A 14,061-nucleotide genomic window follows, 5' to 3' on the forward strand; every position below is an offset into this window, starting at 1 on the left:
TAAATTAGCAATCATTTAACATTTAAGATAGTGTTCTTTGCCCGTTGGAGCTATAATTATAACTAATTACATTGGATTTATTTATTATGATTGCTAATCGTAAAAGCAGTGTTAAGCAGAAAAGTAACAAGAATAACATAGTTGGAAGCCTTGATGTAATAAAAACAGCAGGAGAGCTTTCACTTCAAAAAGGTTTAGATTTTGATGTTGTAATAAAGGCACTAGAAAGTGCTATAGAAGCAGTGGCTCATCAAAAATATGGTAGCAAAAGTAAAATTGTAGTTGATATAGATAGAAACACAGGCAAAGTTACTTCATATAGAAAACTAAAAGTTATTGATGATGAATCAAATGAAAAAGAGAATACCGAGTGTGAATCAATTACGCTTACACAAGCTAAATTAATAAAAGGAGATGCAAAAGTTGGAGATACTGTTAGTGAATTACTCTCTCTTAACACTGATCTTGCTTCAGCAAGAATTGCCCAGCAAAAGATTGCTCAAATAATTAAAGATGAAGAGTCAAAAAAGCAATATGAGGAATTTAAAGATAAGGTGGGAGAAATAAGGTATGGTATTGTTAAACAAGTAGAATATTCAGATCTTATTATAGACATAAATGGCACTAGGGCATATCTTCCATTGCGAAATTTAACTGGTGGTGAATCATTTCGTGAAGGTGATAAGGTTAAAGCTTACATACAGACTGTTAAGCGCTCTGATGATGGACGTCAAATTATTCTTTCTAGGACTCATGAAGGCTTTTTGGAGGCATTATTAAATCAAGAAATACCAGAAATTGCTGACGGATTAGTGACAATTAAAGGTATAGCTAGAGATGCTGGTTCAAGGTCTAAGGTTGCCGTTTTCTCTCCCGACAAGAACATTGATCCAGTAGGTGCTTGTGTTGGAGTTAAGGGAGATAGAATAAAAACTATTATACACGAATTAAATGGTGAAAAAATTGACGTTATAAATTACTCCTCAGATTTGGGTCAATTTGTTATTAAAGCCATTACTCCTGCAGAAGTATCGAAGGTTATTATTGATGAAAATGAAAATTGCATAGAGTTAATAGTTGCTGAAGATCAATTGAGTTTAGCGATAGGAAAAAAGGGCCAGAATGTAAGATTAGCTTCAGAGCTTGTTGGATGGAAAATTGAGATATTAAGCACTCAGCAAGAATCAGAAAGGCGAAGTAAAGAACTTAGTCAATGTTCAGCTTTATTTGCTGAAGCTTTAAACTTAGAAGAGATTATGGGTCAGCTATTGGTAACAGAAGGTTTTTCAAGTGTAGAAGACATATCTAGCGCTTCAATTAAAGAGCTTGCTTCAATAGAGGGCTTTAATGAAGATATTGCAAACGAACTTCACAATAGAGCAAATAAGTACCTGAAAGCAGAAAATGATAGAAAAATAGAAGAGCTAAAAAGTTTAGGTATGGAGGATGATGTAATCAATTTAACTTTATCAATAGACAATAAAATTGCTCTTAGTAAGCATGATATTAAGACTTTAGAGGACATAGCAGATTTATCAAGTTATGAGTTTTGCAGCATACTCTCTTCCTCATCCGATAGCAAAGAAGATCTAAAAGATACAGTAGATTCAATAATCATAGAAGCACGTAAAAAGCTTGGATTAATATAATAAAATAATATGAATAATGAAGATATCAGTGATAAAAAATTAACGCTCCAAGGTTTAAGCAAGCTTAAATTAGACCTCAATTTAAACTCTTCAGCTAGCCCAAGTACTGGAGCTACAGTAGTAAAAAAAAGAAGAAAAAAATCTCATGATGCAGAAGAACATAATTTATTTGAAGAGAGTAAATTAGGTTCTTTAACAGAGAAAGAACAAATTTTTCGCATTAATGCTGTGCAGAATGCTGCTTTGCTGAAAGAAAGAAATCAGAGAGAAGAAAAAGAGAAAACAGCAAAAGAAGACAGCAATAAAGAGATTGACGAGAAAAATGAAGCGGACGCTTTATCTAAGGAAATAAATAAGCAAGTTTTAAGTAATACCCACTTAGTTGAACCAAAAGAAGATAGTATTGACCATGAGGACAACGATAAAAAGTCTTTTAAAGTCAACAAAGATATATATTCTAAGCATTCTAAACTGGTAATTGCACAGGCAATAGATGAAAAAACTGAACAACCCCCTGTATTTAAGCAAAGGTTTGGTATAAGAGGTAGAAAGTCAAAGTTTACTAAGGGTAAAAATATATCAAGAGAAGTTATTATACCAGACAAAATAACTATCAGGGAGTTATCTATTCGCATGGCAGAAGATAGCAAGAGTGTGCTAAAAATGTTCAAAGAAGAAGTCGGTGAGAGTTATAGAGTAGATGATCTGGTGGATCCAGATATAGCATGTGAAATAGTGGAAAAATTTAATCATACGGCTAAACGAGTGAGCGATACCAACAGAGAAAAAGATTTATTTTTTATAGAAGGCAGAGAAAGCCTGCCTAAAAAACCTAAACCACCAATCGTCACTTTTATGGGACACGTCGATCATGGTAAAACCTCATTGCTCGATGCATTTCGTGAATCTAATGTTGCAGAAAGAGAGTCAGGTGGCATAACTCAACACATAGGTGCTTATCAAATAACGACAAAAGATAAGCAAAAAATTACCTTTATTGATACACCAGGACATGAAGCGTTCACTGCGATGCGTGCACGTGGTGCCAATATTACTAATATAGTTGTAATAGTAGTTGCAGCTGACGATGGAATCATGAAACAAACAGTTGAAGCAATAAATCATGCAAAAGCAGCAAATGTTTCTATTATAGTTGCTATTAATAAAATTGATAAATCTGAGCCTGGTGATGTGGAGAAAGTAATGAGTAGCTTACCTCAATATGATCTCATTCCTGAAGAGCTTGGTGGTGATGTTATGATTGTGCCAGTATCAGCAAAAAAGAAAACTAATTTAGATAAACTAGAAGAGACGATTTTGTTAATCGCTGAATTAATGAAGCTAGAAGCAATAGAAGATTGTCGAGCACTTGGATGGGTAATAGAATCCAAAATAGATAAAGCGAAAGGAATATCAGCCACATTGATAGTTGAGGAAGGAACGTTAAAGGTTGGTGATATATTGGTAGTTGGTACAACATACAGTAAAGTACGTAGTATGGTTAATCACCTTGGTCAAAGAGAAAAAGCAGCACTACCCTCTGCTCCAATTGAAATTACTGGTCTAAATGGTGTGCCAAATGCTGGAGATAAATTTGTTGTTATAAATTCTGAAAAGCAGGCACGTGAAATTATTGAACATAGGTTAGAGTTAATCAAGAAAAAAGAAGAAAATTTAGATGAGGATGATTTAGATATATTCAGCCGTAATAACAGTGAAATAGAAGAACTATCTGTAGTTTTAAAGTGCGATGTAACTGGTTCTATTGAAGCAATATCAAGTTCAATTGATAAACTCGGTAAAGATCAAGTGAAATTAAATATCCTACACAAAGCAGTAGGAGGGATAACAGATTCAGATGTGCTGCTTGCAGAAGCATCAAGTGCAGTAATTTTAGCTTTTAATGTAAAAGTGGACTCAAAAATAAGGGACTTGGCAAAACAAAAAGGTATAGAAATACATACTTATAACATAATATACGAGCTCATTGACGACATGAGAATGTATTTAACTAAAATGTTAAAGCCTGTTACACGAGAGGTTCGTGTTGGTTCTGCATCTGTAAGGCAAATATTTAATGTATCTAAAGCTGGTAATATCATTGGATGTTATGTAAGTGATGGAGTCATAAAAAAAGATTCTTTAATTAAGGTAGTGCGCAATAGTAAATTGGTGCATGAAGGAAAGTTAAAAGCACTACGTAGATTTAAAGATGATGTTAAAGAAGTAGGTGTAAACTTTGAATGCGGAGTATCACTAGAGGGTAATGTCGATATTAAAGTTGGAGATATTTTGGAAGCTTATCAATTAGTGCAAGAAGAAAGGGTGTTATAGTAGCTGGATATGAAAAAGGAAATTAGAAACCTAAAGATAGCATCGGTATTGCATAGAGCAATATCAAGAGTTCTAATGGAAGGTAAGGTGTTCAATAAAAATGTAGCGGTATCTGACGTAAAATTAAGTAAAGATTTGAAAAAAGCAGATGTATATATTGTGTTATCTTCATTGAATATTCAAGTAGCTGACTACTTAGATCCAGAAAAAAGACGCACTGGAGATCCTTCTGAGAATAATTGTGATATTAATACTGTTGTTAATGAAATGAACCAATCTGCATGGTCAATACGTAAATCTATATTGTGTTATGTTGATTTGCGATTTATACCTGAACTAGTTTTCAAGCCTGACTTAGCGTTCGATAATTTTGTTAATGTAAGCAAAATATTACATAATCACACTTAATTAATGCATTTCAATCGTTACTTTTCATTAATGAGGTTGCACAGTTTAACGGGTTTGTGGCTTGTGCTATTTCCCAGTTTGAGCGGTATTCTTTTAGCCTCAACTTCTCTATCGTATCAGGTTCTTTTTCTCCTTGTTTTGTTTACTATAGGTGCATTTTTAATGAGACCCGCAGGGTGCATAATCAATGATATCTTCGATAGAAAAATAGATGCGCACGTTGAACGAACAAAATATAGGCCACTTGCAAGTGGTGCATTAAACATAAAGCAGGCTTTAGCTTTACTTTCACTGCTACTGTTTATTGCCCTGGTAATCTTATTATTAACTAATAAAACTACACTCATACTTGGAATAATCTCAATGTGTATGATAGCTACTTACCCTTTATTAAAGCGGTATGTTTGGTGGCCACAATTGTTCTTAGGGTTTACCTTCAATATGGGATCGCTCATGGGCTCAGCAGCAATAACAAACCAGATCAGTATAGAATCCTTGCTGTTTTATATAGGATGCGTCTTTTGGACACTTAGCTATGACACCATATACGCCCATCAAGATAAAAAAGATGATGAAAAACTCGGGATGAAATCTACCGCATTATATTTTGGTGATACAACAAAATCTTGGTTGAAAAGATTTTATTTAATATCTCTTATGACGTGGCTATATGCTGGTATCTTATCATCATTAAATAACATTTTTTATATTGCTCTACTTGCTGTAGGGTTCATATTTCACCGCCAATACAAAAATTTCAATCCTGACGATCCCAGTCAATGCATGTCCATATTTAAAAATAATTCCTACGTAGGGTTGCTGCTCTTTTTCGGCATTCTTTTAGATAGAATTATCACCTAGGTCTCAAGAGTTTCGGCTCTAATGAAATCAATAGACTCAGGTAGCCCGCAGAAACAAAAAAACTTGCTTGACAAACTCCGCCAGCCCTCTTATCATGAAACTGAAGCTATTGTATTTGCTTTCGCCAATCTGCAGATTAAAAGGTAAGGATTACTTAATGTATCGGCGTCTTATGTTCAATTTTTTGCAGTATATAGATACTGTATGTCTTTACAAAACTTCATCTACATCTAGATTTTTATCTAAATAAGCTGAACGCGCTTATAAAGCGTTACAAGACATCAAAAAATGCCAATACTCGACAGAGATAGTAAAAGACTAGCTAACTCGGGGATTCTTTGTCTTTTTTTCTGCTTAGTAAACTTCTTAAACATTTGCAGCGTAAGTTAGTTGCAATTAAAAGCGGCTGAATCTCGCTTGTCAAGCGTTTAAAACATAAAAAACGCCAATATTTTAAAGCGGATAATAACCCCAGGGCTTCTTTTGCCTTTTTTTTCATTTGGTAAATTTCTTAATATTTACAGCTAAACAACAACCGTCATCCCTAAGTATCCCGCTGCTTGTTAGCGGCTGAGATACCGCGAATGAATCGCGGTATGAAGGTTCGCGGCAGGATGACGATAAGCTCGTCATCCCACTACTTGTTAGCGGCTAAGAGATACCGCGGCGGTATAGCTATAGGATGACAAAAAAAAGGGCACTGTGACGGACTTAAATCACAATTATCAGTTAATGCCAATCGCGGCATTATAAAAAACGCCAAACTTTTTTCTGCTTTTATGCAAGAAGTCTAGTCCATATATTCCTCCCACTTCTCCGCGACTTTCCTTACTATTTCCTCACTCATCTCAATTTTCTTTCCCCACTCTCGTTTGGTTTCAGGCGGGATTTTATTTGTCGCATCAAATCCCATTTTACCTCCAAGTCCACTTTCAGGGGAAGCAAAGTCTAAATAATCAATAGGTACACTTTCTATCATGATTGTATCACGCACAGGGTCCATCCTCGTTGACATTGCCCACATTACTTCCTTCCAATCACGTACATTTATATCATTATCAACAACGATAATAAACTTCGTGTATAAAAACTGCTTTAGAAAAGAAAGTATGCCCATAACAATTCTTTTTGCCTGCCCTGGATAGGATTTTTTTATCGACACTATCGCTATTCTATATGAGCAACCTTCCGGTGGCAGATAAAAGTCCACTATCTCTGGAAATTGATTGATAAGAATGGGCACAAAAATTTCATTGAGTGCTTCACCAAGAATCGATGGTTCATCAGGTGGCTTGCCAGTGAAAGTGCTAAGATATATCGGGTTTTTACGCATAGTAATTGCAGTAATATTAAATTCAGGAAATTGCTCAACAGAATTATAGTAGCCGGTGTGATCTCCGTATGGCCCTTCGTCTTGATATCTATCCAAACTCACATAGCCTTCCAGAACGATTTCCGCGTGAGCTGGTACTTGAAGTGGAATAGTCTTACAATTTACCAGCTCAAGCGGCTTCTTTCGCAGTAGTCCAGCAAATTGGTATTCTGACAATGTTTCTGGCACTGGAGTTACCGCAGCAATAATCGTTGCAGGATCACTACCGATCACAGCAGCAGCAGGAAATTTCATCTTTCTGCCTTCTTCCTTCCAACGCTTATGGTGAGTTGCGCCACCCCTGTGTGCAAGCCAACGCATTAGTGTTGTTTTTTTATCTATAACCTGCATACGATATATTCCAAGATTAAAATTATCTTGCTTTTCTTTCGTGGGTCCTTTCGTTACCACAATTGGCCAGGTGATAAGTGGTGCAGGTTCATTTGGCCAGCATGTTTGAATGGGCAGTAGACTTAGGTCCACTTCATCTCCGGTTAGCACTACCTCTTGACATGGAGCCTTGCTCACGACTTTACTTCGCATCGATAACACGACTTTCAACAAAGGAAACATTTTTATAGCATCCTTAAAGTTTTTTGGCGGCTCAGGTGATTGCAAAAATGCTAAAAGTTTACCAAGATCTCTTAGTTCATCAGGGTTTATGTTCAACCCCAATGCAATCCTCTTAATAGTACCAAATAAATTCACCAAAACTGGAATCGAATTTTTGCCATTTTCTGTGATAACATTTTCAAAAATGATCGCTGGCCCTTTGCTTGACAAAACTCTGCGATGAATTTCTGTCATTTCAAGAACTGTTGAAACTTCCTCCTTAATCCTAATCAGATCTTTTTTTTCTTCTAAGGCTTTGATGAAGTCACGTAAGTTGTTGTACATATTCCAGTTTTTAAAATTTTAAGTTTACATTTAGTTTTCAAGCACTTTATTGAAATTTGACCTATGCACTACTTTCCTGCCTAGCGAGCTTTCAGTTAATTTGAGATCAAATCCTCATATTGCTTACTAAGTTTGTATTTCCTTCCTCTATTGGAAAAATCTACAATCTTGATAAACCCCATTTCCACCCACTTTTTACAAAGTTGCGCACTGGTACGAGGCTTAAAATTAAATAGTTCGCCAACCTGACTAGCTGTAATAGCGGAAAACTCCTGGAAGAGCTCAAGAGCTTTGCGTTGTTTAGGATCAAGCTTACGTATAAGATCAGTCTGATCAGCGTGGTATTCTTCTTTATTTATACGTTGTAAAACGTTCTCAAATGAATTTGCCATACCTTCTACGAAATACTCCACCCACTTAGTAATATCTGCTTCAGCTCGTCCCATGTAATAGTTGTGCGATGGACCTATACTGATTGCTTCATAATACGCTCCTAGATTCTTAGCATAATATTCTTCCAATGAATAAAGTCCTTTTAGGTCATACCCACCAAGGTGTAAAATTAATGTAGTCAACAATCTTGCAGTACGACCATTACCGTCATAGTAAGGGTGAATTGTTACAAATTGATAATGCGCAATACCTGCAATAATTGGGCAAGGCACTTGCTCACTGTTACGAATCCAATCAATCATACTGCTCATGAGCTTTGGTACATCCTTTGCTTCAGGTGGCATATAAATTATTGCACGTGTAAGACTATCGCGGATAACATTTTGACCATCACGATAAGGTGTTGATTTTATTTTAGATTTTCCACTTGCTATTACTAGAGCATGTAGTGTTTGAACAGCTTTCTCAGTAATGGGTATTCTCCTTGCTGCCCATTGTTCAACTTGAGTTAAAGCTGCATAATATCCTTTAACCTCATTTTCATCTCTCCTATATTTTGGAAAGTGGCTTTTACCACTTAAAACCTCTTCAATCTGTTTAGGTTCAAGTCGATTTCCTTCAATCATAGTAGAATAGTGTGTGGTATAAAGCCGTGCAGTTTCACGAAGAGACAAAAGCATTGATACAGTGAGCGGCAAATGTAACACTTTTTCTTTTGCTGCTTCAATCCTTATAAGACAACTAGCAATTTTAGAAGTAATCGTATAATTCGGCATCGGCATAATATCTGCATTACATTACTTCTATATTATGCTGATAAAATGCAGATAATACAACATTTACACGACGCCGACCATAAACAGCAATAAATTCGGCTGATTGAGAAAGAAGTTTGTCTTGTAGAATAGCTATTTCTTTTTCTCTGCCAATTATTGGTTCACTCATATGTTTATTCCGCGGAAAATTATACACAGCGGAATAAAATTATCAACTTTGTTTTACCGCCGTATTTACAGCGTGGCGGTAAAAGATAGAGCATCTCATAATTGGCTATTCTGGGGGTAGTTTGGTCACCTACATTATCAAGTCTTCTGATGAACTTTGTGACAATATACCTAATCATTGTACGTAAAGTTTGTATTCGAGGCAAAACTGACTATAAAATACACTTGATATAAATGTTTTTATATATTAACATTAGATGCTTCTTTTAATATACAGATAAATGTGTACTAAAAGTTTTATGTTGTAGGTTTTTAAATAAATTGTATGTCTAGAATATCGTTTTTATTAATTTTAATAATAGCAATAGCAAGCTTGCCGATAATAAACAATTGGCTTTCAAATCGCAGCCAAATGCTAAGCGATGATTATATAGGTGAGAAATTAGATAATTATATAAGCAGAAATTTTGATAAGATCGTAAAAACTCTCAGAGAGGAGTCGATTAAAAGTAGTTACGCTGCTCGAGATAATGTAACCAAAAGTAAAATTTCACAATACAAGGATCAAATATTTGACCTTACTTATCCTTACTCCGGAAATGAAAATAGTAGTGTTATAGCTGTAGGCTTCCTTGACTATTCTTGTGGACATTGCAAAGCTATAAAGAATGATATAAAGCAGTTAATTAACGACGGCAAAATTAAGTATATCTTTAGGGATGCTCCAATACTTGGTAACGCTTCTTTAAAGGCAGCAAAAAGTGCTTTAGCTGTCTATTTTCTCGATAAAGAAAAATATTTCGATTTTCACCATGCTGCTTTAAGTCACAAAGGAGAATTTTCAGACGAAAGCATATTGGATATAGTGAAAAACATAGGGATTGATGAGGACGATTTTAATGATTCCATAAAAGATAACGCGGACAAAATTGAGCAAATGATAAACAACAGTAGGCTTCTAGTAAGAGATTTGGGAGTAGGTGGTACACCTTTTTTAATAATTGGAGATAGCCTGTTTGTAGGAGCATACGCGTCAAGTTAAGAGATTGTGAGCAAATTTAGAGAGGTTAAAGTGGATACTCTAGCCCTTCTACGTTTGTCTTTTAATGAAAATCGCGACCAAGTTATAGTGAGTTTTTTAAGAAATGCTTTTAAACTATTAATTTTGGTTAATACTAAAAATAACTCTCTAACCCGCCTTTTTAGCTCAATAAATGCCTTTGTTAAGCTAAGTTCTGTATTCTTTTTCACTTCTGTGCAACCAACTATGCCGTGAAATATAAGAATTGCGCACAATTTAGCATATAGTTCACATAATACTCTGCATGGCTTTCCTTTTAGCTTATCAAGCCTGATATGGCTTTTATACAATTTAAATAATAACTCAATTTGCCACCTTACTCTGTAAATCGTTAATACTTGCTCAGCACTAATTTTATTTTCTGGAACATTAGTTATAAATATTGACCAGTTCAACAATTTTTGATTTCTTTTAGAGGATGTATATCCCTGCGATCTTGCTAATCTATTAGCTTTCCTTCTTCTGGCCATAGACTGTTCTTCAGTTAGTTTCTGACATATAATTCTTACTCTAATTTTTGCTTCTTTTCCTAACAATACCTCGTTTTCTAAAAATAACTTATCCTCTAAACATTCTAATAACTCCATTTTTTGATTTGTTTCTACATCATATATGTTGGTATCGGATTTATAACGACTTATGAAATAAGCTCCTATTTCATTGATTTGTTTAAAAGAACTTGGCACAAAATAACCGAGATCAGATATTAGCAAATCATTGCTTAATATATTACTTAAATGTTTCCTATATCCCTGGTCTGATCTTACCCCCTCCGTTAAATTAAGTTGGTCTATTATCTGATTCATGTAGTCGAAAACTAATTGTAACTTTATTCCAGACTTAGTATTGCTTTCATAGCCACTGTAGCTAGTACCATAACCTTTATACATCTCTTCCATACTGTTAGGTAGAGTAATATAGCTACTGTCCAATAATTTAACACTATTAAATTGCTGTAAGATTTTGCAATCAACTTGCAAGATATTTTTAAAGAGAATCACAGATTCATTATACATCCTTTTCATAAATTCCACTGCTTCTTCAGTAAATCTAAAATCCAAACCTTGTTTTGTTATATCTATCGAGTCCTCGTTTAGTAATTGACACATTGTTTCTACGCTACAATTATCAACTCCTATATTACCCAAGACCATGGCTTTTACGAATGATGAACCTTTTAGCTTTCTCTTTCTTTTTATAAACCTTGTTGTAATTGAGATTTTCTCTGCTTTTTCATTAAAAAATTCTTTGAGCTTTTTTGATAAGCAAGTTATTTTATTCATTGGTTCTCTCACTAAAAGTATATCTGGGAGAACTTATACCTTATTATTCTATCTCTTTCATACCTTTATTTCCTTAACTTGACGCGTATGGTTTGTAGGAGCAACTGATTTGAATGTATTACGCAAAAAAGTAGATGAATTAAGTCACAAGCAAGGCTAGTTACAGTTTGCCATAAAATTTTATTTTTTTGCTTGACAACTCAAATGAACCTGAGTATAGTAACTGTGGGTGTGACAGCAGTTTAACTCAGTAGTCTCATCCACTTTCCATAGCGTCATTTACTATGTGAAACGCTTTCAAATTACAACATTTTCTTCAACCAAACTATTTTACTTTCACAGGAGGGTATATGTCATTCACAGAAATTAGATTTCCAGAAAATATATCTTATGGTTCCACTGGAGGACCGGAATTTTCCACTGACGTTGTAACAACTCACAATGGTTGTGAACAGCGCAACATCAATTGGTCTCATGCACGCACTAGATACAACATAGCTTACGGGGTCAGATCAAACGAGCAGCTACTAGAACTAATAACATTTTTTCATGCACGAAAAGGTAAAGCAATAGGGTTTCGTTTTAAGGATTGGTCGGATTTTATAGCCATTAATCAAGAGATTGGTATAGGAGATAACAAAAAAACGACTTTTCAGCTAATCAAAACTTATGTAAGTGGGGAAGATAAGCATATACGTATGATCAAAAAGCCAGTACATGGGACAGTAAAGATTTATTTAAATGGTAAAGAAGAGAGTGAATATTCAGTAAATTATTCAACTGGAGAAATAACATTTATGAAGCCACCAGTAAAAGATGTGATAATCACTGCGAGCTTTGAATTTGATGTGCCCGTGCGCTTTGATACAGATTACTTAAACGCTTCTATTGATGACTATGGAAGCAATAGCTGGAATAATATCCCCTTGGTGGAAGTGAAATTTTAGTTATAAGCGAGCATAGATCCACATCATAGTAGGGCTACTAGTCACCATCAATTGAAAAAATTAAGCACCACTGAGGCTCTATATTTAAATGAGCCTTAGTATATGCAATTATTTTAAACTTTATCACCAGCTATATACTACAATGTTGCTGAGCTTTGCTAACATTTACACTTGAAGCTTGGGGAGATTCTAACTCAGTGCTTTTTTCTTCCTGCAAAATAGAAAGCTTCAACAATTCCTTTAGAGTTAATTTTTCAAGTGTTGTATCATCTTTGTTTAAGATGTAGTCTAGCATGTTGTTTTTCTGTAAGCGATTAACAAAATATCTATCTTCCTCATTAAGAACCTCTATCTTGTTAATACAAGATAATACTAAATCCGAATTCTTTGTTGCTAAAATTCCATTCAAAAAGATATCTAATTTTGTTTTATCTTCAGTTAAGTCTTCAGCTAACCTATTTCTGATATTCTCATTGTCAAACACAATGTACTCGAGGTACGAGGAAGGCTCAATAAGTATAAAGTCCTCTAAAGGCACTAGTTCTGGATAGGTGCCAGCGTAATCAAGTATGCCACACTCAGTAATACACCCTCCTTTTCTTATAACACAGCAATTGAGACGACCATGATACATTGATAACAAAGAAAAAAGACGTATTATACTTGTACCTCTATCTTTCATTTCCTCGAAAAGCTTCCTATCATTTATTATAGCATTTCTCATAATAGTCCGAACAGGTCATAGGAAGGCAGAATCAACAGCACGACGAAAGGATTCGAATAGAGGAATGTTTTTCCTGGCTCTGTTTTTTATAGCAAACCAATGATGCTCAATTTTGTTGAAATCTGGAGAATAAGGCGGCAGATACAAAATTTCTGCACCAACCCCTTTAGCAAGCTCGATAATCTTATCAGACTTATGAAAAGTAGCATTGTCAAGAATGACAGTCTGTCCAGGTTCCAAGATCGGTGTCAAAAATTGCTCAAACCATCCATTAAAAACATCCATATTACAGTGGCCTTCAAAGGTTAACGGAACAACTATCTTTCTTCCACTTAAGGCTGCAACCATACTGATTCGTTGAGTTTTCTTTCCAGATTTTAAGGCATAAAACCGCTGTCCTTTCTGGCAATATCCGTAGGGGTAGTCTTCGGTGTTATCAATGCCAGACTCATCTATATACACTAAGTTTTTAGGTTCTTTTGTCGCTATAATTTTCAAAAATTCAGCACGTTTTTCTTCGTTTCTTTCCTTGTATCCATATGTCTTTTTTTGCGCGTAAATCCAATTTTTTTAAGGGCTCGATAGATCGTTTGGATACTAACGTTGTTCCAAAGTTTAGCCATTTCCGATAGAGTCTTTCCTCCGTGTTCTCTGGCAAATTTGGCAAAGGTATCCCAGTCGGTAATTTTGTGATTGTAACCCCCATTTCCAAGTTTTTTTGATTGAAAGTCTCCTGTTTCTTTTCTTCTTTGCTGCCACTCCCATAAAGTAGTTCTTCCAATCTTAAATCTTGCTGCCACTGTTTCTCTGCTTTCTCCTTCGTCTAGCGCTTCCATTGCTTTTTTTCTTAAATCATAACTATATGCTGCTGGCATTCAACCTCCTTATCATCATCTACCCTTATCCTATCACATCCGGACTTTTATGGAAAGAGCTATAATTTGTGCAAAATGTAATCCATAGCAGGACCTGGTTTGCGGAAATGAAACATATTATTCTCTTCAAAAATGGCCTCAGCTAATTCGATAGATTCTTTATCCTCATCTACAAAAGCTTTTTCATTTCTATTTAACTGTATGATCTCAGCTTTGCTATCTCTGCGTAGACCAGTTCTCCTTATTAACATCTCAAATATTTTTGTATTCATATATATCCTATATTAATTAAA

Annotated in this window: 14 protein-coding genes; 6 read left to right on the forward strand and 8 right to left on the reverse strand. The window is 35.0% G+C overall.

Annotated elements, in window-relative coordinates:
• Positions 1 to 86: 86 nt before the first annotated feature.
• The 4 genes from nusA to ubiA are packed head-to-tail and all read left to right on the forward strand — an operon-like array spanning position 87 to position 5,252.
• Positions 87 to 1,649: a transcription termination factor NusA gene (gene nusA / locus ACQH2Q_RS00735; RefSeq protein WP_015589511.1), complete on the forward strand. Its 1,563-nt coding sequence runs from the start codon at positions 87 to 89 to the stop codon at positions 1,647 to 1,649.
• Between the two features lie 9 nt (positions 1,650 to 1,658).
• Positions 1,659 to 3,983 carry a translation initiation factor IF-2 gene (infB, locus tag ACQH2Q_RS00740; protein ID WP_341817762.1) on the forward strand — a complete coding sequence of 775 codons (2,325 nt, stop codon included), beginning with the start codon at positions 1,659 to 1,661 and terminating at the stop codon, positions 3,981 to 3,983.
• A gap of 9 nt (positions 3,984 to 3,992) precedes the next feature.
• A complete protein-coding gene (locus ACQH2Q_RS00745; protein ID WP_006279769.1) occupies positions 3,993 to 4,391 on the forward strand; it encodes a ribosome-binding factor A in 399 nt (132 codons plus the stop codon).
• 3 nt (positions 4,392 to 4,394) lie between these two features.
• Positions 4,395 to 5,252: a 4-hydroxybenzoate octaprenyltransferase gene (ubiA, locus tag ACQH2Q_RS00750; RefSeq protein ID WP_264339226.1), complete on the forward strand. Its 858-nt coding sequence runs from the start codon at positions 4,395 to 4,397 to the stop codon at positions 5,250 to 5,252.
• 322 nt (positions 5,253 to 5,574) lie between these two features.
• Here ubiA and ACQH2Q_RS00755 read toward each other — a convergent pair whose 3' ends face one another.
• The 4 genes from ACQH2Q_RS00755 to ACQH2Q_RS00770 all read right to left on the reverse strand — a co-directional run bounded on the left by ACQH2Q_RS00755 (position 5,575) and on the right by ACQH2Q_RS00770 (position 8,859).
• On the reverse strand, positions 5,575 to 5,751 hold the full coding sequence (locus tag ACQH2Q_RS00755) for a hypothetical protein (RefSeq protein ID WP_425383500.1): 177 nt from the start codon (positions 5,749 to 5,751) through the stop codon (positions 5,575 to 5,577).
• A gap of 291 nt (positions 5,752 to 6,042) precedes the next feature.
• Entirely contained in the window at positions 6,043 to 7,521 is a 1,479-nt protein-coding gene (locus tag ACQH2Q_RS00760; RefSeq protein ID WP_425383501.1) for a UbiD family decarboxylase, read from the reverse strand.
• A 95-nt stretch (positions 7,522 to 7,616) separates the two neighbouring features.
• Positions 7,617 to 8,540 carry a Fic family protein gene (locus tag ACQH2Q_RS00765; RefSeq protein WP_425383502.1) on the reverse strand — a complete coding sequence of 308 codons (924 nt, stop codon included), beginning with the start codon at positions 8,538 to 8,540 and terminating at the stop codon, positions 7,617 to 7,619.
• A 166-nt stretch (positions 8,541 to 8,706) separates the two neighbouring features.
• A complete protein-coding gene (locus ACQH2Q_RS00770) occupies positions 8,707 to 8,859 on the reverse strand; it encodes a hypothetical protein (RefSeq protein WP_007548541.1) in 153 nt (50 codons plus the stop codon).
• A 324-nt stretch (positions 8,860 to 9,183) separates the two neighbouring features.
• Between ACQH2Q_RS00770 and ACQH2Q_RS00775 the strand changes: the two genes are divergently transcribed.
• A complete protein-coding gene (locus ACQH2Q_RS00775; RefSeq protein WP_425383503.1) occupies positions 9,184 to 9,900 on the forward strand; it encodes a DsbA family protein in 717 nt (238 codons plus the stop codon).
• On the opposite strand, the gene ACQH2Q_RS00780 is transcribed toward ACQH2Q_RS00775, so the two are convergent.
• Complete coding sequence (locus ACQH2Q_RS00780; protein ID WP_264339118.1) at positions 9,897 to 11,222, reverse strand: IS4 family transposase; 1,326 nt, start codon at positions 11,220 to 11,222, stop codon at positions 9,897 to 9,899. The two genes, ACQH2Q_RS00775 and ACQH2Q_RS00780, sit on opposite strands and share 4 nt — an antisense overlap.
• Before the next feature lie 350 nt (positions 11,223 to 11,572).
• Here ACQH2Q_RS00780 and ACQH2Q_RS00785 point away from each other — a divergent pair, with 350 nt between their 5' ends.
• Positions 11,573 to 12,169 (forward strand): TIGR02217 family protein, encoded by a 597-nt coding sequence (locus ACQH2Q_RS00785; RefSeq protein WP_264329612.1) that lies wholly within the window; start codon positions 11,573 to 11,575, stop codon positions 12,167 to 12,169.
• Positions 12,170 to 12,299: 130 nt separating this feature from the next.
• Here ACQH2Q_RS00785 and ACQH2Q_RS00790 read toward each other — a convergent pair whose 3' ends face one another.
• The 3 genes from ACQH2Q_RS00790 to ACQH2Q_RS00800 form a co-directional block, all read right to left on the reverse strand.
• The gene (locus tag ACQH2Q_RS00790) at positions 12,300 to 12,893 is read right to left on the reverse strand and encodes a hypothetical protein (protein WP_425383504.1); all 594 of its coding nucleotides are present in this window, start codon (positions 12,891 to 12,893) and stop codon (positions 12,300 to 12,302) included.
• Between the two features lie 15 nt (positions 12,894 to 12,908).
• Positions 12,909 to 13,768 (reverse strand): IS630 family transposase gene (locus ACQH2Q_RS00795; protein WP_264705388.1). Its coding sequence is split into 2 segments (ribosomal slippage): positions 12,909 to 13,444 and positions 13,444 to 13,768, totalling 861 coding nucleotides; the frame shifts between segments, so codons are not numbered across the junction.
• 59 nt (positions 13,769 to 13,827) lie between these two features.
• On the reverse strand, positions 13,828 to 14,040 hold the full coding sequence (locus ACQH2Q_RS00800) for a hypothetical protein (protein WP_425383505.1): 213 nt from the start codon (positions 14,038 to 14,040) through the stop codon (positions 13,828 to 13,830).
• Positions 14,041 to 14,061 lie beyond the last annotated feature (21 nt).

The sequence above is a fragment of the Wolbachia endosymbiont (group A) of Melieria omissa genome (assembly GCF_964031125.1).
In the GTDB taxonomy this organism is placed as follows: Bacteria; Pseudomonadota; Alphaproteobacteria; order Rickettsiales; family Anaplasmataceae; genus Wolbachia; species Wolbachia pipientis.

What these genes read in the sequence shown, in the direction of transcription:
- ACQH2Q_RS00765 (WP_425383502.1), bottom strand. Translation starts at nt 8,540, where the DNA reads ATGATTGAAGGAAATCGACTTGAACCTAAACAGATTGAAGAGGTTTTA.
- ACQH2Q_RS00770 (WP_007548541.1), bottom strand. Translation starts at nt 8,859, where the DNA reads ATGAGTGAACCAATAATTGGCAGAGAAAAAGAAATAGCTATTCTACAA.
- nusA (WP_015589511.1), top strand. Translation starts at nt 87, where the DNA reads ATGATTGCTAATCGTAAAAGCAGTGTTAAGCAGAAAAGTAACAAGAAT.
- ACQH2Q_RS00745 (WP_006279769.1), top strand. Translation starts at nt 3,993, where the DNA reads ATGAAAAAGGAAATTAGAAACCTAAAGATAGCATCGGTATTGCATAGA.
- ACQH2Q_RS00775 (WP_425383503.1), top strand. Translation starts at nt 9,184, where the DNA reads ATGTCTAGAATATCGTTTTTATTAATTTTAATAATAGCAATAGCAAGC.
- ACQH2Q_RS00785 (WP_264329612.1), top strand. Translation starts at nt 11,573, where the DNA reads ATGTCATTCACAGAAATTAGATTTCCAGAAAATATATCTTATGGTTCC.
- ACQH2Q_RS00780 (WP_264339118.1), bottom strand. Translation starts at nt 11,222, where the DNA reads ATGAATAAAATAACTTGCTTATCAAAAAAGCTCAAAGAATTTTTTAAT.
- infB (WP_341817762.1), top strand. Translation starts at nt 1,659, where the DNA reads ATGAATAATGAAGATATCAGTGATAAAAAATTAACGCTCCAAGGTTTA.
- ACQH2Q_RS00790 (WP_425383504.1), bottom strand. Translation starts at nt 12,893, where the DNA reads ATGAGAAATGCTATAATAAATGATAGGAAGCTTTTCGAGGAAATGAAA.
- ACQH2Q_RS00760 (WP_425383501.1), bottom strand. Translation starts at nt 7,521, where the DNA reads ATGTACAACAACTTACGTGACTTCATCAAAGCCTTAGAAGAAAAAAAA.
- ACQH2Q_RS00800 (WP_425383505.1), bottom strand. Translation starts at nt 14,040, where the DNA reads ATGAATACAAAAATATTTGAGATGTTAATAAGGAGAACTGGTCTACGC.
- ACQH2Q_RS00755 (WP_425383500.1), bottom strand. Translation starts at nt 5,751, where the DNA reads ATGAAAAAAAAGGCAAAAGAAGCCCTGGGGTTATTATCCGCTTTAAAA.
- ubiA (WP_264339226.1), top strand. Translation starts at nt 4,395, where the DNA reads ATGCATTTCAATCGTTACTTTTCATTAATGAGGTTGCACAGTTTAACG.